This window comes from Streptomyces sp. NPDC033136 (assembly GCF_055578235.1).
Map to the genome: position 1 here is coordinate 75,713 of NZ_JBVIPD010000026.1, position 18,469 is coordinate 94,181.

17 protein-coding genes and 3 pseudogenes are annotated in these 18,469 nt (G+C 70.7%); 7 read left to right on the plus strand and 13 right to left on the minus strand.

Annotated features, from left to right (window positions below; translation table 11 throughout):
- Window positions 1-105: 105 nt before the first annotated feature.
- Window positions 106-390, minus strand: a pseudogene (locus tag ACZ5TL_RS33675) (ATP/GTP-binding protein); the annotation flags it as partial.
- A gap of 279 nt (window positions 391-669) precedes the next feature.
- Here ACZ5TL_RS33675 and ACZ5TL_RS33680 point away from each other — a divergent pair.
- A complete protein-coding gene (locus ACZ5TL_RS33680) occupies window positions 670-1,695 on the plus strand; it encodes an LLM class flavin-dependent oxidoreductase (protein ID WP_468594602.1) in 1,026 nt (341 codons plus the stop codon).
- A 132-nt stretch (window positions 1,696-1,827) separates the two neighbouring features.
- Here the strand turns inward: ACZ5TL_RS33680 and ACZ5TL_RS33685 are convergent, their stop codons facing one another.
- Window positions 1,828-2,220 carry an SCO5389 family protein gene (locus tag ACZ5TL_RS33685; RefSeq protein ID WP_468594603.1) on the minus strand — a complete coding sequence of 131 codons (393 nt, stop codon included), beginning with the start codon at window positions 2,218-2,220 and terminating at the stop codon, window positions 1,828-1,830.
- 252 nt (window positions 2,221-2,472) lie between these two features.
- Here ACZ5TL_RS33685 and nucS point away from each other — a divergent pair, with 252 nt between their 5' ends.
- Window positions 2,473-3,153 carry an endonuclease NucS gene (nucS, locus tag ACZ5TL_RS33690; RefSeq protein WP_468594604.1) on the plus strand — a complete coding sequence of 227 codons (681 nt, stop codon included), beginning with the start codon at window positions 2,473-2,475 and terminating at the stop codon, window positions 3,151-3,153.
- Window positions 3,154-3,221: 68 nt separating this feature from the next.
- Here the strand turns inward: nucS and ACZ5TL_RS33695 are convergent, their stop codons facing one another.
- From ACZ5TL_RS33695 to ACZ5TL_RS33710, 4 genes and pseudogenes are all read right to left on the minus strand, one after another.
- Window positions 3,222-5,726 (minus strand): ATP-binding protein, encoded by a 2,505-nt coding sequence (locus tag ACZ5TL_RS33695; protein WP_468594605.1) that lies wholly within the window; start codon window positions 5,724-5,726, stop codon window positions 3,222-3,224.
- A 267-nt stretch (window positions 5,727-5,993) separates the two neighbouring features.
- Window positions 5,994-6,317, minus strand: a complete 324-nt coding sequence (locus ACZ5TL_RS33700; protein WP_030246483.1) for an STAS domain-containing protein — start codon at window positions 6,315-6,317, stop codon at window positions 5,994-5,996.
- A 148-nt stretch (window positions 6,318-6,465) separates the two neighbouring features.
- A complete protein-coding gene (locus ACZ5TL_RS33705; protein ID WP_468594606.1) occupies window positions 6,466-7,314 on the minus strand; it encodes a 3-hydroxyacyl-CoA dehydrogenase family protein in 849 nt (282 codons plus the stop codon).
- Between the two features lie 116 nt (window positions 7,315-7,430).
- Window positions 7,431-7,562 (minus strand): annotated as a pseudogene (locus ACZ5TL_RS33710) (TetR/AcrR family transcriptional regulator); the annotation flags it as partial.
- A gap of 159 nt (window positions 7,563-7,721) precedes the next feature.
- Here ACZ5TL_RS33710 and ACZ5TL_RS33715 point away from each other — a divergent pair.
- Together ACZ5TL_RS33715 and ACZ5TL_RS33720 are read left to right on the plus strand one after the other, a co-directional pair.
- A pseudogene (locus ACZ5TL_RS33715) lies at window positions 7,722-7,832 on the plus strand (ABC transporter permease); the annotation flags it as partial.
- A gap of 123 nt (window positions 7,833-7,955) precedes the next feature.
- A complete protein-coding gene (locus ACZ5TL_RS33720; protein ID WP_468594607.1) occupies window positions 7,956-8,528 on the plus strand; it encodes a cob(I)yrinic acid a,c-diamide adenosyltransferase in 573 nt (190 codons plus the stop codon).
- A gap of 70 nt (window positions 8,529-8,598) precedes the next feature.
- On the opposite strand, the gene ACZ5TL_RS33725 is transcribed toward ACZ5TL_RS33720, so the two are convergent.
- Both ACZ5TL_RS33725 and ACZ5TL_RS33730 read right to left on the minus strand, forming a co-directional pair.
- Window positions 8,599-8,787 carry a DUF5708 family protein gene (locus tag ACZ5TL_RS33725; RefSeq protein ID WP_468594608.1) on the minus strand — a complete coding sequence of 63 codons (189 nt, stop codon included), beginning with the start codon at window positions 8,785-8,787 and terminating at the stop codon, window positions 8,599-8,601.
- A complete protein-coding gene (locus ACZ5TL_RS33730) occupies window positions 8,784-9,362 on the minus strand; it encodes a hypothetical protein (protein ID WP_468594609.1) in 579 nt (192 codons plus the stop codon). The genes ACZ5TL_RS33725 and ACZ5TL_RS33730 overlap by 4 nt, the downstream gene beginning before the upstream one ends.
- 153 nt (window positions 9,363-9,515) lie before the next feature.
- Here ACZ5TL_RS33730 and ACZ5TL_RS33735 point away from each other — a divergent pair, with 153 nt between their 5' ends.
- The 3 genes from ACZ5TL_RS33735 (at window position 9,516) to ACZ5TL_RS33745 (ending at window position 13,347) form a co-directional block, all read left to right on the plus strand.
- Window positions 9,516-10,748 carry a sensor histidine kinase gene (locus ACZ5TL_RS33735; RefSeq protein ID WP_468594610.1) on the plus strand — a complete coding sequence of 411 codons (1,233 nt, stop codon included), beginning with the start codon at window positions 9,516-9,518 and terminating at the stop codon, window positions 10,746-10,748.
- Window positions 10,745-11,386, plus strand: coding sequence for a response regulator (locus ACZ5TL_RS33740; RefSeq protein ID WP_468594611.1), 642 nt, complete (start codon window positions 10,745-10,747; stop codon window positions 11,384-11,386). The genes ACZ5TL_RS33735 and ACZ5TL_RS33740 overlap by 4 nt, the downstream gene beginning before the upstream one ends.
- Window positions 11,387-11,520: 134 nt before the next feature.
- Window positions 11,521-13,347 carry a glycosyl hydrolase family 18 protein gene (locus ACZ5TL_RS33745; RefSeq protein WP_468594612.1) on the plus strand — a complete coding sequence of 609 codons (1,827 nt, stop codon included), beginning with the start codon at window positions 11,521-11,523 and terminating at the stop codon, window positions 13,345-13,347.
- A 23-nt stretch (window positions 13,348-13,370) separates the two neighbouring features.
- Here ACZ5TL_RS33745 and ACZ5TL_RS33750 read toward each other — a convergent pair whose 3' ends face one another.
- From ACZ5TL_RS33750 to atpA, 5 genes are all read right to left on the minus strand, one after another.
- The gene (locus ACZ5TL_RS33750) at window positions 13,371-13,817 is read right to left on the minus strand and encodes a DUF2550 domain-containing protein (RefSeq protein ID WP_468594613.1); all 447 of its coding nucleotides are present in this window, start codon (window positions 13,815-13,817) and stop codon (window positions 13,371-13,373) included.
- A 130-nt stretch (window positions 13,818-13,947) separates the two neighbouring features.
- Window positions 13,948-14,325, minus strand: a complete 378-nt coding sequence (locus ACZ5TL_RS33755; protein ID WP_468594614.1) for a F0F1 ATP synthase subunit epsilon — start codon at window positions 14,323-14,325, stop codon at window positions 13,948-13,950.
- A 112-nt stretch (window positions 14,326-14,437) separates the two neighbouring features.
- Window positions 14,438-15,886 (minus strand): F0F1 ATP synthase subunit beta, encoded by a 1,449-nt coding sequence (atpD, locus tag ACZ5TL_RS33760; RefSeq protein ID WP_468594615.1) that lies wholly within the window; start codon window positions 15,884-15,886, stop codon window positions 14,438-14,440.
- Window positions 15,887-16,828 carry a F0F1 ATP synthase subunit gamma gene (locus tag ACZ5TL_RS33765; protein WP_468594616.1) on the minus strand — a complete coding sequence of 314 codons (942 nt, stop codon included), beginning with the start codon at window positions 16,826-16,828 and terminating at the stop codon, window positions 15,887-15,889.
- A gap of 20 nt (window positions 16,829-16,848) precedes the next feature.
- Entirely contained in the window at window positions 16,849-18,438 is a 1,590-nt protein-coding gene (gene atpA, locus ACZ5TL_RS33770; RefSeq protein WP_468594617.1) for a F0F1 ATP synthase subunit alpha, read from the minus strand.
- Window positions 18,439-18,469 lie beyond the last annotated feature (31 nt).

Consider the following 18,469-nt stretch of genomic DNA (forward strand, 5'->3'; position numbering starts at 1 on the left):
ACCTCCGCCTCTCCCTCCCCCTCTTTCTTGTCGTGGGAAAGGTGGGGCTTTTACCCCCCCCCACCCCCTTGTTTTTCCCCGCCCCCCCCCCCCCCCTGGTTCCCCCCGGTCCCGCGCGTTCCAGCAGGCCTTGTGCCAGTGCCGCCGGTCGTCGACGCCCGTGTGCTCGGACCAGGCCACCACGTGCGGCACCCCGTCCGGGATCATCTGGTCGCAGCCGGGGCAGCGGTACGACTTGCCCTGTGCGCTCGCGCCGGCCACGTGCCGCACGCTCCAGCTCTCGCCCTGCCAGCTCTCCGAGGACTGCCAGCCGCCGTAACGGCCGCGGTCGTCCTCGGTGGTCCGGCCGGACGATCCGGCGCCCTTGGGTCGGTTGCGACGCGGGGACACGGGACACCTCTCGGGGCTATACAGGGAGCACGGGCCGCGACCAGCCTACGCGGCGCGCACGGGGGTACGCGTACAGCGCGGATCGTCACAAGGTGCTCGCCGGGCGAGGCCGGCGCCTCCCCCTGGGCCCTTCCCGCGGGGTCTCCCCGGGTCCCCCGCGGAGCGCCCGATTCTGCAGACAATCCGCAAAATACTCCGCCCGGCCGTGTCCTCGGCACGTGTCAGACGGTTATGCGCTGTGGGGGAGCTCCGTGTCGGAGCCAAGGAAGCGGGAAAGCAATGCGCGTTGGAAGTTTCGTGTTGGCGGCCCAGTTCCCCGGTCAGGGCGAGGGAGAGGCGCTGCACCGGGCGGTTCGCTCGGCCGAGGTGGCCGAGGAGTCCGGCCTTGACACGGTCTGGCTGGCCGAGCATCACTTCGTGCCGTACGGCACCTGCCCGTCGGCCATCACCCTGGCCGCCTTACTGCTGGGCCGCACCCGTCGGGTCCGGGTCGGTACGGCGGTCAGCGTGCTGCCCACCGCCCACCCCGTGGCCCTCGGTGAACAGGCCGCGCTGCTGCACCACACGAGCGGCGGCCGTTTCACGCTCGGCGTCGGCCGCGGCGGCCCGTGGGTCGACCTGGAGGTGTTCGGCGCGGGCCTGGAGGCGTACGAGAAGGGGTTCCCGGAGGCCCTGGAGATCCTGGTGCGCTGGCTGCGCGAGCCGTCCGTGGCGGCGGACGGGGAGCGCTTCCGCTTCCGTGAAGTCCCGGTGGTTCCCCGGCCGTCGGAGGCCCTGACCGAGGTCGCGGGTCCCGAGCTGGTCGTGGCCTGCACGTCGCCGGCGAGTGTCCGGCTGGCCGCCGAGCGCGGGCTGCCGATGTTGCTCGGGATGCACGTGGGGGACGAGGAGAAGGCGGAGATGGTCGCGCTGTGGCGGCGGCACGCGCGGGCGAGCCGGCCGGCGGAGGAGATCCGCGACGCCGCCCATGTGTCGGCCGGTGTCTGCCAGATCGCGGACCGGCGGGTCGACGCGGCCGAGACGCTGATGAAGGCGATGCCGGGCTGGCTGAAGCAGGGCCTGGAGGCGCATGTCACGGTCGACGGGCGCACACGCCGGATGCGCGACCCGCTGGCGTACACCGAACTGCTCTGCGGGCTGCACCCGGTGGGCACGCCGCGGCTCTGCGCCGACCGGCTGGCGGCGACCAGCGAGCGGACCGGCATCTCCCGCTTCGCCCTGCTCGTCGAGGGCTCCGGGGACCTGGCGGCGACCGAGGAGAACGTACGGCGGCTCGGCGCCGAGGTGCTCCCCCAACTCCGCTGAGCGAACCGGGCGCCGGGGAACGACCCTGCGACGCACGGGACTTCGGGCTGCCGGGGATGTCGACGGCGTGCCTGCCGCTCCGGTACAGAACTGCACCTCCCGCGTACGGAGCGGCAAGCAAGCGGCGCTGCGTCAGCAGTCCCGGAACTCGGGTGACTGATTCCGCACCTGACTGCGGACCGAGGTGAAGCGGGTCAGCGTCTCGTCGACCGAGGAGTCAAGCGGGAACACGGCCACCCGGTGGCAGTTCTGGAAGGCCAGGCGCACACCGAAGTGCCGTTGCAGCGCGCCGCGTATCGCGTCACTCGCGAGTGCACGCAGCAACTGACCGCGTGCCCGCTCGTCCGGCGGAGGCGTCTGGTTGTCGGCGAACGCACCGCCGTCCACCTTCAGCTGAACCACCAGGGAGCTGATCATCTCCCACGCATAGGGCAGGGAGGTCCGGACGCAGTCGACGAATTCCGCTTCGTCGACCTCGCCTCGCTCGGCCTGTTCGAGTAGGGCCGGTGAGACGTCGAGCGACATGAGTTCTCCTCTCGCACCCCCAACGAGCAGGGGTTGCCGGACAGATAAGAGAGTTCGCGACACCGGACACGCTGCGTACACACATCGCGACCTCCCGTCCATACCGTAAGCAACGGACGGTGACCGCACCAGGAAAATGCGCAGATGAGGCACTCTCATTGAGCACACCATGCACACAATCGGCCATTACCGAACATGCGTTTTCCAGGGCGAATCGCGTCGACAGGCACCCGTCGAGTAGCGTTGCCGACCATGCGTCTCGTCATTGCCCGCTGCTCCGTGGACTACGCCGGGCGGCTCACCGCCCACCTTCCCTCGGCCCCGCGCCTGATCCTGGTGAAGGCGGACGGCAGCGTCTCGATCCACGCCGACGACCGGGCCTACAAGCCCCTGAACTGGATGTCGCCGCCCTGCACCCTGAAGGAGGAGCCCGGTGACTCCGACGGCGCCGGGGGCGTCTGGACCGTCGTCAACAAGGCGGGCGAGAAGCTCATCATCACGATGGAGGAAGTCCTCCACGACTCCTCGCACGAACTGGGCGTCGATCCGGGCCTGATCAAGGACGGCGTGGAAGCGCACCTGCAGGAGCTGCTCGCCGACCGCATCGAGACACTCGGCGAGGGCTACACGCTCATCCGCCGCGAGTATCCGACGGCCATCGGGCCGGTCGACATCCTGTGCCGGGACGCCGACGGCAGGACCGTCGCGGTGGAGATCAAGCGGCGCGGTGAGATCGACGGCGTGGAGCAGCTGACGCGCTATCTGGAGCTGCTGAACCGCGATCCCCATCTGGCCCCGGTGCGCGGTGTCTTCGCCGCCCAGGAGATCAAGCCCCAGGCCCGCGTCCTCGCCACCGACCGGGGCATCGGCTGCCAGGTCCTCGACTACGACGCCCTGCGCGGCATCGAGGACGACAAGCTGCGCCTGTTCTGACCACACGCTCCTCACGACGAAAGGGCCGGGTCCGCGGAGCGGACCCGGCCCTGCTGTGTGGAGGGCCGTCAGATCACCATCGGCGACGTGCTCGGCGTCCCCGCGCCGCTCTCCGGCGCGCTCGCCGTGGCGCTGGCGGGAGCGCTGGAGGCGGGACCGCTCGCCGAGACCGACGTGGACGGCGACGACGACGGGTCGGGCGTCGGCGGCTCGGAGGTGGACGGCTCGGAGGTCGGCGACTGTGAGGTGGGCGGCTTGGTGGTCGTCGGCGGCGGCTTGGTCGTCGTGGGGGGCCTGGACGTCGTCGGCGGCTTGGACGGGGACGGCGACTTCGAGGACGTCGGAGGCTCGGACGTCTCCGCCGGGTCGCTCGGGTTCTGCGAACCGCTCGGCTCGTCCGTCGGCGTCGGGTCGTCCGACGTGCCGAGCGAGCCGTCCGGACCCGGGTCGGTCGGGCGGCCGGTCGCCGGGCCCGTGTCGCCGTTGCTGTCGCTGACCGGGCGGTCGGCACCCAGGCTGCCGTCGTCGGCGCCCGGGCTGGCGGACGGGTTGACGCCGACCTGTTCCGACGGCGGGTTCGGGTCGTTGTCGGAGGTGGCACCGAGCGTCACCACCGTGCCGAGCACGGCGACGAGCAGGGCACCGGCGCCCGCGGCCACCAGGTTGCGCCGGGCCAGGCCCCTGAGACCGGCCCGGGCCTTGCGCGAGGGCGCGAGCGGGCTACCGTGCGTGACGAGGGCCGGGGACGAGGGCGGCTGCAGCGTCGGGAAGGCCGCCGGGACACCGCCGGCCGGCGACGCCGACTCCTCGTACCGGGCGTCGGGCACCTCCTCCCCGGCGGTCGGCCCGAGCCCGATCGGCGTGCCCGAGCGGTCGGCGACCAGGGCCAGGGCACGGCGTCCGGCGACCGTGCCGCGCTTGTCGGCGAGGGCACCGCGCAGGCCGATGGAGGCCTCCAGCTCGGCCCGGGCCCGGTCGAGCCGGCCCTCGCACAGGGCGAGGATGCCGAGCTCGTGGTGAAAGTAGGCCTCTTCGGCGACGTCCCCGGCGAGCCGGGCGGCCTCGGCGCCGGACCGCAGGATCCGTTGCCAGGCGCTCCAGTGCAGTCCTGCGGCGAACGCGGGTGCGGCGGTGCGCGCCAGGTGCACGGCCGCGCTCTCCTCGCCCTCGGCGGGCGGGCGGGTGAGCGGGGCGAGGACGCCCAGCGCGGCGAGGACCGCGTCGGCCTCGGCGCACACGCGCTCCGGAGTGACGGAAGGGTGCCCTGCCCACCAGGAGTAGTGCTGGGCGGCGCTGCGGGCGCAGGCCTCTGCCTCGTCGGCGTACCCGGCGGCCTCCAGCTGGGCCGGGACGCCCGCGGCGAGCCGGTAGCGGGAGCCGACCGGGGAGACGAGGCCGCAGGCGGCCAGTTCGCCGAGTGCGGCGTCCGCGTGGGTGTCGCCGACCAGGGCGGGCAGATGCGCCTGGTGCGGGACCTCGCCGCCGAGGGCGACGGCGAAGCGCAGGGTGGCGCGCGCGGAGGCGCTCAGCCGGGAGGCGAGCAGCGGGGCGGGCGCGGCGGCCTCACCGAGGGCCGGCAGCGGTACGTCGTCACCGTCGGCGGGGTCGTAGGCGTCGGCCGGGGGCGTGTCCTCGAAGACGCCGAACTCGTCGACGGCGCTGGTGCCGGCGCGCAGCCGGTCGCGCTGCCGGAGCAGGGCACCGGCCTGGACGAAGCGCAGGGGCAGGCCCTCGGACTCGAACCAGAGGTCGCCCGCCCAGTTGGACTCCTCCTCGGTGAGAGACCTGCCGACGGCGTGCTCCAGCAGGTCGAGGCCGTCCGCGCGTTCCAGACCGCCGAGGGAGACCTCCTCGATGGCGGCGTCGGCGGAGGGAGCCGGCACCTGCGGGGTGGAGGCCAGCAGGAAGGCGCACTCGGGGGTGGCCTCCAGCAGCTCGTCGAGCGCAGCGCCGCCGAACTCCAGGTCGTCGAGGACGACGACCGCGCCGATGTCACGGACGTGGGTGAGCAGTCCGTCCCGGTCCGGGCGGTGCAGGGGGGCGTTGTACACCGCGTGGAACAGGTCGTACAGCAGGTCGGCGGAGGTGCGGCCGAAGCCGTTGAGGCGGACGACGCCGTCGGGGGCGAGGTCCGAGCAGTCCTCGGCGACGAGGTCGAGGAGGCGGGTGCGGCCGGACCCGGCGGGGCCGGTGAGGCGGACGGAGCGGCCGCGGGCGAGCAGGCGCACCAGGCGCTCGCGTTCGTCCTGGCGGGCCAGCAGCGGCAGCGCGGGCTGCGCGGGGCCGGGCGGGACGGGCGGCCGGGCCGCGCGGTCGGCCTCGGCGCGCTCGGCCGCGGTGAGCTTCACGGGCCGGGCGGGCCGCTCGGCGGGCGGGCAGGCCTCTATCTCGCTGCCGTCGACGGGGTTGACGGTCAGCAGGAAGTCGCCGGAGACGAGCTGCACCGTGCGGGCGAGCGCGGGCGCGTGCTGTGCGAAGTCCGGTGTGAGGGAGTCCCTGGGAGGGCGCTGGCGCGGCGTCCCGCCGTCGCCGTCCTGGCCGTACTCCTCGGGTCCCCGGTTGTTCGGGTCCATAGGTCAAGCCCCCCAAAAGCGTGTGTGTGCCTGGAAAAGCCCCTCCCGGCCTTGCTGCACACCGCGCTGTCGCTTCTGGTCCGGGCCCGCTTGAAGGGTGGCAAGGCAGCGGGCAGCCGAACCCTAAACCTTCGCACAGTATCTACGACAGTCCGGGGTACCGCGCCGTCCGTAACGTCACGGTCTCGTGAGGATTGTGCGCGTCGCACGATTCGACGACGTCCGCCCGGGTCTCCCCGGTCGCCCGGTTCACACCCGTACGGGGCCTCACACCCGGGGCAGTGTCTCCACCCCGATGCCCCCTTCGATCGCCAGGATCCGGTGCAGGCGGGTGGCCACCAGCAGGCGCTGCATCTGCGGCGGGACACCGCGCAGCACCAGGCGCCGGCCGCAGCGGCCGGCCCGCCGGTGGGCTCCCATGATCACCCCCAGTCCGGTGGCGTCCCAGGAGTCCAGTTCGGACAGGTCGAGCACGAGATCGCCGACTCCGTCGTCGACGGCCGAGTGCAGAACCGTACGGGCGTCCGCCGCGCTCCGGACGTCGAGGCGGCCCCCGACGACCAGCTCGGCGTGGTCGCCCCTGATGTACATATGTGCTCCCGTGCGTGCGTCTCGTGCTCCGCGTTCTGATGCCGGTGATGCAACCTCTGACTGCGTGGAGGACGCAGAGGTTGCTTGTTGTAAGCGAACCGATACCGAATTCACCCCGGGGAGTGACAACCCCGGGGCGTGTGCGGTTTCAGTGCTTGTAGAAGCCCTGCCCGCTCTTGCGTCCGATGTCACCGGCGTCAACCATCCGGCGCATCGACTCGGGGGGCGCGAACTTCTCGTCCTGGGACTCGGTGTAGATGTTGTTCGTGGCGTGCAGCAGGATGTCGACGCCCGTCAGGTCCGCCGTCGCCAGCGGGCCCATGGCGTGACCGAAGCCCAGCTTGCAGGCCAGGTCGATGTCCTCGGCGCTCGCCACGCCCGACTCCTGCAGCTTCGCCGCCTCGACGACCAGGGCACAGATGAGACGGGTCGTCACGAAGCCGGCGACGTCACGGTTGACGACGATGCAGGTCTTGCCGACCGACTCGGCGAACTCCCGGGCCGCGGCGAGGGTTTCGTCGCTGGTCTTGTAGCCGCGGACCAGTTCGCACAGCTGCATCATCGGCACCGGCGAGAAGAAGTGCGTGCCGACGACCCGTTCGGGACGCTCCGTCGCGGCCGCGATCTTGGTGATCGGGATGGCGGAGGTGTTGGAGGCGAGGATCGCCTCGTCCTTCACGATCTTGTCGAGGGCGCGGAAGATCTCGTGCTTGACCTCGAGCTTCTCGAACACGGCCTCGACGACGACATCCGCGTCCGCGCAGGCGTCCAGGTCTGTGGTCGCGGTGATGCGGGCGAGGGCGGCGTCGGCGTCGTGCGCCTCCAGCTTGCCCTTGGCGACGAACTTGTCGTACGACGCCTTGATGCCGTCGGTGCCCCGCGCCAGCGCCTCGTCGGTGACATCACGCAGGACCACCTCCCAGCCCGCCTGTGCGGAGACCTGGGCGATGCCGGATCCCATGAGGCCGGCTCCGATGACGGCGAGCTTCCGTGCCACTGTGCGACTCCCCTGACGCGCTGCTTATGTCTGCCTCTCGGGCGGAGACTAGCGCTCGTGAGAGTGTGTGTGAGCGCTTAGTAACGCGTTTCACGTCTCACGACGTGAGACACGCGTCACGCGCCGCCTCGGACGACGCAGTTGAGCACCTTCTCGCTCAACAGCTCCTCGATGGCGTCGAGGAGGACGAGCACCTCCCCTGACACTTCGCCCGGGTTGCGCCCCTTGGTCATCTCGCGGCCGATCGCGACAGGACGACGGTGTTCAAGGAGACGTCGGCCGCTTCCGCCACGTCCGCGATCGTCCCGGTTCGGGGCCTCGTCCGCGGACTTCTCGATCATCAGCCCGAAGGGCCACGGCGTGGTCGAGCGCATGCGCGTCACCGGGCCTGCCGACCCCGCTGCCCGGCGCACGCCGGCAGCTACGCGACGGCGCACATGCTGTACGGCGTCCTGGTGGCCGTCGGGCTCACGGCCCTGTCCGTGACAGTGGGCAGACGCGTGTTCCGAACCGCGGGAGTCCAACCAGTGCCGCGGCAGGCAACGTTCGCCCCGTCGCGACGCCCGGCACGCACTCTCGCCGCACCGGACGCCGCTCCTTGACGGGCAAAACGCTGCCTGCCGCGGCACTAGGCTGGCCGCATGGTCAATCTGACGCGCATCTACACCAGGACCGGCGACCAGGGCACGACCGCCCTCGGTGACATGAGCCGGGTCGCCAAGACCGACCTGCGGATCTCCGCGTACGCCGACGCCAACGAGGCGAACGCGGTGATCGGCACGGCGATCGCGCTGGGCGGCCTGGTCGAGGAGGTCGTCAAGGTCCTCACCCGTGTGCAGAACGACCTGTTCGACGTGGGTGCGGACCTGTCGACACCGGTGGTGGAGAACCCGGAGTTCCCGCCCCTGCGGGTCGAGCAGTTCTACATCGACAAGCTGGAGGCGGACTGCGACCGCTTCAACGAAGAGCTGGAGAAGCTCCGCTCCTTCATCCTGCCGGGCGGCACCCCCGGCGCGGCCCTCCTCCACCAGGCCTGCACGGTGGTCCGCCGGGCGGAGCGCTCGACCTGGGCGGCCCTGGAGGTCCACGGCGAGGTCATGAACCCGCTGACGGCCACCTACCTCAACCGCCTCTCCGACCTCCTGTTCATCCTCGCGAGGACGGCGAACAAGCAGGTCGGGGACGTGCTGTGGGTGCCGGGCGGGGAGCGCTGAAGCCTCGTCCCCAAGGGGCGCGGGGAACCGCGCGCCCAGCCACGACACACCCGCACCGGGCAGGCCGCGCTCAGGTCCCGCGCCGCGCCCCCTGCCACAGCCCGGCGGCGACCAGCACGCCGCCGGCGCACATCATCACGACGCCGACCTTGGTGAGGGTGACCACGGGGACCTCCACGTCGCCGGTGAACAGCCACAACCCGAGGCCGATCACGAAGGTGACGATCCCTTCCACCAGGTTCCCGCGGGCCTTGCTCATCGGTGCGCCCTCTCCTTCTCCAGCGCGACCTCCGGCTCACCCTCCGGAGCCTTCCGCGGCCAGATCCAGTAGCTCAACGCGATCAGGCCGTGGATCCCCGCAGCACGCCAGGCCACGTAGCGCCAGCTCTCCAGGGACGTGACACGGCTCGGGTCGTCCACGTACCAGATGGCGAGTTGGAGCAGCACCGTCGCGACGGCGGCGCCCACCAGCGTGCCCGTCCAGACCTTGGCCTCGTGGCGGGCCCGGGCCGTGCCGGAGCGCGGGGGTCGCGGTGGCGGCGGGGCGCCGCCGAGGCGGTGGGCCGCGTGGCCGTCGAGCCACTTCACGGTGCGGTGGCCGTGACCGACGGTGTAGCCGATGTACAGCGCGGCCAGCCCGTGCGTCCAGTTCGGATCCGCGCCGTTCCTCAGGTCCAGCGCGGTGGCGACCAGCAGGACGACCTCCAGCAGCGGCTCGCACAGCAGCAGCGCCAGCCCCGTACGCGGCATGCGCAGCAGGTAGCGGAAGGCCAGCCCGGCCGCCAGCAGTACCCAGAAGCCGATCTCACAGGCGGCGATCAACGCGACGATCACGATTCGCTCCTCTCGGTCACCCTTCCAGGCTCCCGTTCGGCGCGGCCGGAATCGTCGTCGCGGCTGACGAACCCGCGGTACATCGAAAGATGCAGCGAGGGACCCTTCGCGGGGTCCACGCGCAGGGCACGACGGCCGTGTTGGATGGTGGCCATGGCCGCACGACTCCCCCGCCCGCACCGCTTCGACGTCTACGTCGCGCTCGGCGGCCTGCTCGGCGGGCTGCTGCTCTGGGGCGTCGGTCTGGCCACCCGCCCGCACACCGAACCGTACGTGCTGCTGCCGGGCCGCTGGCCGGTCCTGCTGCCGCTCCTCGTCATGGCCGGCTGCGAGCTGCTGCGCCGGACCTCCCCGCGCACCGCCCTGCTGACCGGCACGGCCGCGATCGCCCTGGACACCGTCACCCAGGGCAACCTGGTCACGGTCCTGATGTACACCGACCTCATGTACGCGGCCGTCCTGTACGGCCCGCCCGCCTCGGCCCGCCGCATCCCGCGGATCACCGGGCTGCTCTCGCTGGCCGGGGCCGTGGTGCCGTTCGCGCTGTGGCGCGAGCCGGAGGCGCTGCTGATCGGCGTGATCACCGGCCTCGTGACGTTCGGCCCCTCCTCCACCGGCCTGATCGTCCGCAACCACCGTGAGGCCGCGGAGGCGGCCCGGCTGCGCGCCGAGCAGACCGCGCTGCTCGCCGAGATGGACCGCACCCAGGCGGTCACCGCCGAACGCGCCCGGATGGCCCGCGAACTGCACGACATGGTCGCCAACCACCTGTCGGCGATCGCCATCCACTCCACCGCCGCGCTCTCCCTGGCGGACTCGAAGACCTCCCAGGACGCCCTGGCCGTCATCCGTGAGAACAGCGTCGAGGGGCTCGCGGAGATGCGGCGGCTGATCGGGATCCTCCGCGACTCCAGCGGCGACGTCGAGCCGTCCCCCAGGCTCTCGGCTTCGCTCGAGCAGGGAGGTACCCCCATCGCCCCCACCCTCGACGGACTCGGCGCCCTGGTCGAGGGCGCCCGCGCCAACGGCCTCGACGTCGCCCTCGACGCCGCGCACGGCACGGTCCCCGCACCCGTCGAACTCGCCGCCTACCGCATCGTGCAGGAGTCCCTCACCAACGCCCTCAAGCACGCCGGGCCCGGCCGGGTCACCGTCGCCCTCGCCCGCCAGGACGGTGCGCTGACCGTCTCGGTGACCAGCCCTTACGGTGACCGGGACCAGCCGAGCGCCCCCGGCTCGGGCGCCGGGCTCATCGGCATGCGCGAGCGCACCGCCCTGCTGGACGGCATGTTCGAGGCCGGCCCCGAGGAGTCGGCCGACGGCAAGATCTGGGCCGTACGCGCCGCCCTCCCCGTGCACGACACCGTCGAAGGAGACCCCGCATGATCCGCGTCCTGGTCGCCGAGGACCAGTCGGCCGTCCGTTCCGGCCTGGTCCTCATCCTGCGCAGCGCGCCCGACATCGAGGTGGCCGGCGAGGCGGCGGACGGCGAGCAGGCGGTGGCGCTGGCCCGCGAGCTGCGGCCGGACCTGGTGCTGATGGACGTGCAGATGCCGCGTCTGGACGGGGTGTCGGCGACCCGGCAGGTGGTCGCGGAAGGGCTCGCGGACGTACTGGTGCTGACCACCTTCGATCTCGACGAGTACGTCTTCGGGGCGCTGCGCGCGGGCGCGTCCGGCTTCCTGCTGAAGAACACCGAGGCGAGGGAGCTGCTGGAGGCCGTGCGGACGGTCGCGCGCGGGGAGGGGCTGATCGCCCCGGCGGTCACGCGGCGGCTGATCGCGGAGTTCGCCGCGAGGCCCGCGCGGACGCCTGCGGCCGACCCGGCCGTCCTCGACCGGCTGACCCCGCGCGAGCGGGAGGTGCTGTCCTGTCTGGGCGAGGGCCTGTCCAACGCGGGCATCGCCGAGCGGCTCGACATGGCCGAGGCGACCGTGAAGACCCACGTCAGCCGTCTGCTGGGGAAGCTGGAGCTGCGCAGCCGGGTGCAAGCGGCGGTGCTCGCGCAGGAGTTGGGGATCTGACCGGGCCGCTGATCACCGTGGGTCACGATGGTCCAGACCTATTGACCGGTGGTACAGACCTTTCTATTCTCACCGCACCATGAGTGGCGTGAGGCTCAGTCACGCCCCCCACAACTCCATCAAGGAGGCGCAGCATGCGCTTCAGACACAGAGCCGCGGCAGGGTTCGCGAGCCTGTTGCTCCCCCTGGCCGGTCTCGTCGGCCTGGCGAGCCCGGCCCAGGCCGCCACGTCCGCCACCGCCACCTACGCCAAGACCCAGGACTGGGGCTCCGGCTTCGAGGGCAAGTGGACGGTGAAGAATACTGGCACCACCACCCTCAGCTCCTGGACCGTCGAGTGGGACTTCCCCTCCGGCACGTCCGTCACCTCCTCCTGGGACGCCGACGTCACCTCCTCCGGCACTCACTGGACCGCGAAGAACAAGTCCTGGAACGGCACCCTCGCCCCCGGCGCCTCCGTCACCTTCGGCTTCAACGGCACCGGATCCGGCTCCCCCGCCCACTGCGAGCTCAACGGCGGCAGCTGCGACGGCGGCACCACCGAGCCCGGAGACAGCGCGCCGGGCGCCCCCGGCACCCCCACCGCGTCCGGCATCACCGACACCTCGGTGAAGCTGACCTGGTCCGCCGCCACCGACGACAAGGGCGTCAGGAACTACGACGTCCTGCGCGACGGGACCAAGGTCGCCACCGTGACGACCACGTCGTACACGGACACCGGCCTGACGAAGGGCACCGACTACTCCTACTCGGTCCGGGCCCGCGACACCGCCGACCAGACCGGCCCGGTCAGTGGCTCGGTCAGGGTCCGCACCACCGGCGGCACCGAGGAGCCCCCGCCCACCGGCGACAAGATCAAGCTCGGCTACTTCACCGAGTGGGGTGTCTACGGCCGCAACTACCACGTCAAGAACCTGGTGACGTCCGGCTCCGCGTCGAAGATCACCCACATCAACTACGCGTTCGGCAACGTCAAGAACGGTCAGTGCACCGTCGACGACACCTACGCCGCCTACGACAAGGCCTACACCGCCGACCAGTCCGTCAGCGGCACCGCCGACACCTGGGACCAGCCGCTGCGCGGGAACTTCAACCAGCTGCGCCAGCTGAAGGCGAAGTACCCGCACATCAAGGTGCTGTACTCCTTCGGCGGCTGGACCTACTCCGGCGGCTTCGGCCAGGCGGCGCAGAACGCGGCCGCGTTCGCCAGGTCCTGCAAGGCCGTCGTGGAGGACCCGCGCTGGGCCGACGTCTTCGACGGCATCGACATCGACTGGGAGTACCCGAACGCCTGCGGCCTGACCTGCGACACCTCAGGACCTGCGGCCTTCAGGAACCTCTCGCAGGCACTGCGCGCCGAGTTCGGACCGGACTACCTGGTCACCGCGGCCATCACCGCCGACGGCTCGTCGGGCGGCAAGATCGACGCGGCCGACTACGGCGGCGCCGCCCGGTACCTCGACTGGTACAACGTGATGACGTACGACTACTTCGGCGCCTTCGACAAGGACGGCCCGACCGCCCCGCACTCGCCGCTCACCTCGTACCCCGGCATCCCGCAGGCGGGCTTCAACTCGGCCGACGCCATCGCGAAGCTGAAGGCGAAGGGCGTCCCGTCCGCCAAGCTCCTGCTCGGCATCGGCTTCTACGGCCGCGGCTGGACCGGTGTCACCCAGTCCGCCCCGGGCGGATCGGCGACCGGCGCGGCTCCCGGCACGTACGAGGCGGGCATCGAGGACTACAAGGTCCTGAAGAGCTCCTGCCCGGCCACCGGCACCGTCGCGGGCACGGCGTACGCCCACTGCGGCAGCAACTGGTGGTCGTACGACACTCCGGCCACCATCGGCTCGAAGATGGCGTGGGCGAAGTCCCAGGGGCTCGGCGGAGCGTTCTTCTGGGAGTTCAGCGGAGACACCGGAAACGGGGAGCTGGTGACAGCGATCGACAACGGGCTGTCGTAAAAACATTCGGCGAGTGAATGTGACTACGCCACATTCACTCGCTGTCCGGGCGGGGCTGCCTCGAGCCACGCGAGGAAACCGGTCAGCGCGTCCTCGCTCATCGCGAGCTCCAGACGCGTGCCCCGGTGCAGACAGGCAAGGATCACATGGTCGGAGAGCAGCGCCAGCTCCTCCTCGCCCTGAGGGACCCGGCGGCCGGCCACCTCGATCGCGGACCGCTCCAGGATGCGGCGCGGGCGCGGCGAGTAGGAGAAGACGCGGAACCACTCGACGCGGTCGCCGTTGTACCGGGCCACCCCGTACGCCCAGCCCTTGCCGTTGGTGTCGCCCTCGGCCGGGGTGTCCCAGCGCAGGCTCGCGTCGAAGGTACCGCCCGAGCGCTGGATGAGCCGGCGGCGCAGACCGAAGACGAACAGTCCCACCACCACGAGAGCCACCACGATTCCGCACACAGTCAGAGCGAGGACCATCGACACCGACCTCCTCGTCTCCTAGGTAACGGAACGTAAAAATCACCCACATCCGCCTCAGCCGCGGCTGGGTCCGGATCTCTCCGGTACCCAGCCGCGGCTGAGTGACGTCATCACACGGTGGACGGAGTCAGCGCGCCGCCGTCGCAGCCCGCAGCCGGACGTCCGCGCGGCGCTGGGCCTCCGCGTTTTCCTCCGCCTTCGCGCGCTCCAGCTCCTGCTCGGCGCGATGGACGTCGATCTCGTCCGACAGCTCGGCGATCTCGGCCAGCAGGGAGAGCTTGTCGTCCGCGAACGAGATGAATCCGCCGTGGACCGCGGCGACGACCGTGCCGCCCTCGCTCGTACGGATGGTCACCGGGCCCGACTCCAGCACACCGAGCAGCGGCTGGTGACCGGGCATGACGCCGATGTCGCCGGACGTGGTGCGCGCGACGACCAGGGTGGCCTGGCCGGACCAGACCTCACGGTCGGCCGCGACCAGCGCGACGTGCAGCTCAGCAGCCAAGGGTGGCTCCTCGGGTCACCACCCGGCGGGAGTGCCGGGTGTTGGTTACAAGTCTAATGGGCGTGGCAGAGGGGGCGGGACGCGCCCGCCCCCTCTGTCATGAGCACGAGGCTCAGGAGACGCCCAGCTCCTTCGCGTTCTTCTTCAGGTCCTCGAGACCACCGCACATGAAGAACGCCTGCTCCGGGAAGTGGTCGTACTCGCCGTCGCAGATCGCGTTGAACGCGGAGATCGACTCGTCCAGCGGCACGTCCGAACCGTCCACGCCGGTGAACTGCTTGGCAGCGTGGGTGTTCTGGGACAGGAAGCGCTCCACGCGACGGGCACGGTGGACGACGAGCTTGTCCTCCTCGCCGAGCTCGTCGATACCGAGGATCGCGATGATGTCCTGCAGGTCCTTGTACTTCTGCAGGATGTTCTTCACACGCATCGCGGCGTTGTAGTGCTCCGCCGAGATGTACCGCGGGTCGAGGATCCGGGACGTGGAGTCCAGCGGGTCCACGGCCGGGTAGATGCCCTTCTCGGAGATCGGACGGGACAGCACCGTCGTCGCGTCGAGGTGGGCGAAGGTGGTGGCCGGGGCCGGGTCGGTCAGGTCGTCCGCGGGGACGTAGATCGCCTGCATCGAGGTGATCGAGTGACCACGGGTCGAGGTGATGCGCTCCTGGAGGGTGCCCATCTCGTCGGCCAGGTTCGGCTGGTAGCCCACCGCGGAGGGCATACGGCCGAGCAGGGTCGACACCTCGGAACCGGCCTGGGTGAAGCGGAAGATGTTGTCGATGAAGAACAGCACGTCCTGCTTCTGGACGTCACGGAAGTACTCCGCCATCGTCAGGCCGGCCAGGGCCACGCGCAGACGGGTGCCCGGGGGCTCGTCCATCTGACCGAAGACCAGGGCGGTCTTGTCCAGAACGCCGGACTCTTCCATCTCCGCGATGAGGTCGTTGCCCTCACGGGTGCGCTCACCGACGCCCGCGAAGACGGAGACGCCCTCGTGGAGGTTGGCGACACGCATGATCATTTCCTGGATCAGCACGGTCTTGCCGACACCGGCACCACCGAACAGACCGATCTTGCCGCCCTTGACGTACGGGGTGAGCAGGTCGACGACCTTCAGGCCCGTCTCGAACATCTCGGTCTTCGACTCGAGCTGGTCGAACGCGGGGGCCTTGCGGTGGATGGACCAGCGCTCACCGTCGTAGGTCTCGTCGCTGTTCAGCACCTCACCGAGGGTGTTGAACACCTTGCCCTTGGTGAAGTCGCCGACCGGGACGGAGATGCCCGCTCCGGTGTCGGTCACCGAGGCCTGGCGGACCAGACCGTCGGTGGGCTGCATGGAGATGGCGCGGACCAGGCCGTCACCCAGGTGCTGGGCGACCTCGAGGGTCAGCGTCTTCTTCTCGCCCGCCAGCGCCGGGTCGGCGACCTCGACGTGCAGGGCGTTGTAGATCTCCGGCATCGCGTCGACGGGGAACTCCACGTCGACGACCGGGCCGATGACCCGCGCGACGCGGCCAGTGGCCACGCCAGCAGGAGCGGTCGGCTCAACAGTGGTGGTCATTTATCGGTCACTCCCCGCGGTCGCGTCGGCCAGGGCACTGGCGCCACCGACGATCTCGCTGATTTCCTGGGTGATTTCGGCCTGGCGGGCCTGGTTGGCAAGCCGGGTGAGCGTCTCGATGAGCTCTCCGGCGTTGTCGGTGGCCGACTTCATCGCGCGCCGCGTGGCGGCGTGCTTGGAGGCGGCCGACTGGAGCAGCGCGTTGTAGATGCGGCTCTCCACGTAACGCGGCAGCAGGGCGTCCAGGACGTCCTCCGCCGAGGGCTCGAAGTCGAACAGCGGGGGGATCTCGCCCTTGGGCTTGCCCGCCGCGTCGGCGGCAGGTGTATCCGTCTGCTCGACCTCTTTGAGGCTGAGCGGCAGGAGCCGGGCCTCGATCGCCGTCTGCGTCATCATCGACACGAACTCGGTGTAGACGATGTGGAGCTCGTCCACGCCGCCCTCGGCCGTGTCCGTCTCGATGGCCTCGATCAGCGGGGCCGCGACCTTCTTGGCGTCCGCGTACGACGGGTCGTCGGTGAAGCCCGTGAACGACTCCGCGATCTTGCGCTCGCGGAAGTTGTAGTGGGCGACACCGCGGCGGCCGACGATGTAGCTGTCGACCTCCTTGCCCTCGGCCTCCAGCTTCGCCGTGAGCTTCTCCGCGGCCTTGATGGCGTTGGAGTTGAAGGCGCCGGCCAGACCGCGGTCGCTCGTGAGGAGCAGGACCGCGGCGCGGGTCGGGTTCTCGGCCTCCGTCGTCAGCGGGTGCTTGGTGTCAGAGCCGGTGGCGACCGCCGTGACCGCGCGGGTGAGCTCGGTCGCGTACGGCGTGGACGCCGCCACCTTGCGCTGCGCCTTGACGACGCGCGAGGCGGCGATCATCTCCATCGCCTTGGTGATCTTCTTGGTCGCGGAGACGGATCGGATGCGACGCTTGTAGACCCGGAGCTGGGCTCCCATGAGTCAGGTCCCTTCCGTCGTCACTTGCCGGCAGCCGGGGCGTCCTCGCCGAGCAGCTTGCCGTCGGAGGTCTCGAACTGCTTCTTGAACTCCGCGATGGCCTCGGCGACAGCCTGAAGGGTGTCGTCGGACATCTTGCCGCCCTCGCGGATGGAGGTCATCAGGCCCTGCTCCTTGCGGTGCAGGTACTCCAGCAGCTCCTTCTCGAAGCGGCGGATGTCGGCGACGGGGACGTCGTCCATCTTGCCGGTGGTACCGGCCCAGACGGAGACGACCTGGTCCTCGGTGGCCATCGGCTGGTACTGCGCCTGCTTCAGCAGCTCGACCATGCGCTGACCGCGCTCCAGCTGCGCCTTGGACGCGGCGTCCAAGTCGGAACCGAAGGCGGCGAACGCCTCCAGCTCACGGAACTGGGCGAGGTCCACGCGCAGACGGCCGGAAACCTGCTTCATCGCCTTGTGCTGGGCGGAACCACCGACGCGGGAGACGGAGATACCGACGTTCAGCGCGGGGCGCTGACCGGCGTTGAACAGGTCCGACTCCAGGAAGCACTGGCCGTCGGTGATGGAGATGACGTTGGTCGGGATGAACGCCGAGACGTCGTTGGCCTTCGTCTCGACGATCGGCAGACCGGTCATCGAGCCCGCACCCATCTCGTCGGAGAGCTTCGCGCAGCGCTCCAGCAGCCGGGAGTGCAGGTAGAAGACGTCACCCGGGTAGGCCTCACGGCCCGGCGGGCGGCGCAGCAGCAGCGACACGGCGCGGTAGGCGTCGGCCTGCTTCGACAGGTCGTCGAAGATGATCAGGACGTGCTTGCCCTGGTACATCCAGTGCTGGCCGATGGCCGAACCGGTGTACGGCGCCAGGTACTTGAAGCCGGCCGGGTCGGACGCCGGGGCGGCGACGATGGTCGTGTACTCCAGCGCGCCGGCCTCCTCCAGAGCGCCGCGCACACCGGCGATCGTGGAGCCCTTCTGGCCGATGGCGACGTAGATGCAGCGGACCTGCTTGTTCGGGTCGCCCGAGCGCCAGTTGTCACGCTGGTTGATGATGGTGTCGACGGCCAGGGCGGTCTTGCCGGTCTGGCGGTCACCGATGATCAGCTGACGCTGGCCACGGCCGATCGGGGTCATCGCGTCGACGGCCTTGTAGCCCGTCTCCATCGGCTCGTGCACCGACTTACGGACCATGACGCCCGGGGCCTGAAGCTCCAGGGCGCGACGGTCTTCGGTCTCGATCTCGCCGAGGCCGTCGATCGGGTTGCCGAGGGGGTCCACCACGCGGCCGAGGTAGCCCTCGCCCACCGCGACGGAGAGAACCTCACCGGTACGGGAGACCGGCTGACCCTCCTCGATGCCGCTGAACTCGCCGAGGACGACGCAGCCGATCTCGCGCTCCTCGAGGTTGAGGGCGAGACCGAGGCTGCCGTCCTCGAACTTCAGCAGCTCGTTGGCCATGACCGAGGGCAGGCCCTCGACCTTCGCGATACCGTCGCCGGCGAAGGTGACCGTACCGACCTCCTCGCGCGAGGCCGCGTCCGGCTTGTACGCCTGGACGAAGTTCTCCAGCGCGTCCCGGATCTCCTCCGGCCGGATCGTGAGCTCCGCCATCTGGGTTCCCTGCTCTCCTTGTTGGGCCCGA

What these genes read in the sequence shown, in the direction of transcription:
- ACZ5TL_RS33680 (WP_468594602.1), top strand. Translation starts at nt 670, where the DNA reads ATGCGCGTTGGAAGTTTCGTGTTGGCGGCCCAGTTCCCCGGTCAGGGC.
- ACZ5TL_RS33685 (WP_468594603.1), bottom strand. Translation starts at nt 2,220, where the DNA reads ATGTCGCTCGACGTCTCACCGGCCCTACTCGAACAGGCCGAGCGAGGC.
- nucS (WP_468594604.1), top strand. Translation starts at nt 2,473, where the DNA reads ATGCGTCTCGTCATTGCCCGCTGCTCCGTGGACTACGCCGGGCGGCTC.
- ACZ5TL_RS33695 (WP_468594605.1), bottom strand. Translation starts at nt 5,726, where the DNA reads ATGGACCCGAACAACCGGGGACCCGAGGAGTACGGCCAGGACGGCGAC.
- ACZ5TL_RS33700 (WP_030246483.1), bottom strand. Translation starts at nt 6,317, where the DNA reads ATGTACATCAGGGGCGACCACGCCGAGCTGGTCGTCGGGGGCCGCCTC.
- ACZ5TL_RS33720 (WP_468594607.1), top strand. Translation starts at nt 7,956, where the DNA reads ATGGTCAATCTGACGCGCATCTACACCAGGACCGGCGACCAGGGCACG.
- ACZ5TL_RS33725 (WP_468594608.1), bottom strand. Translation starts at nt 8,787, where the DNA reads ATGAGCAAGGCCCGCGGGAACCTGGTGGAAGGGATCGTCACCTTCGTG.
- ACZ5TL_RS33735 (WP_468594610.1), top strand. Translation starts at nt 9,516, where the DNA reads ATGGCCGCACGACTCCCCCGCCCGCACCGCTTCGACGTCTACGTCGCG.
- ACZ5TL_RS33740 (WP_468594611.1), top strand. Translation starts at nt 10,745, where the DNA reads ATGATCCGCGTCCTGGTCGCCGAGGACCAGTCGGCCGTCCGTTCCGGC.
- ACZ5TL_RS33745 (WP_468594612.1), top strand. Translation starts at nt 11,521, where the DNA reads ATGCGCTTCAGACACAGAGCCGCGGCAGGGTTCGCGAGCCTGTTGCTC.
- ACZ5TL_RS33750 (WP_468594613.1), bottom strand. Translation starts at nt 13,817, where the DNA reads ATGGTCCTCGCTCTGACTGTGTGCGGAATCGTGGTGGCTCTCGTGGTG.
- atpD (WP_468594615.1), bottom strand. Translation starts at nt 15,886, where the DNA reads ATGACCACCACTGTTGAGCCGACCGCTCCTGCTGGCGTGGCCACTGGC.
- ACZ5TL_RS33765 (WP_468594616.1), bottom strand. Translation starts at nt 16,828, where the DNA reads ATGGGAGCCCAGCTCCGGGTCTACAAGCGTCGCATCCGATCCGTCTCC.
- atpA (WP_468594617.1), bottom strand. Translation starts at nt 18,438, where the DNA reads ATGGCGGAGCTCACGATCCGGCCGGAGGAGATCCGGGACGCGCTGGAG.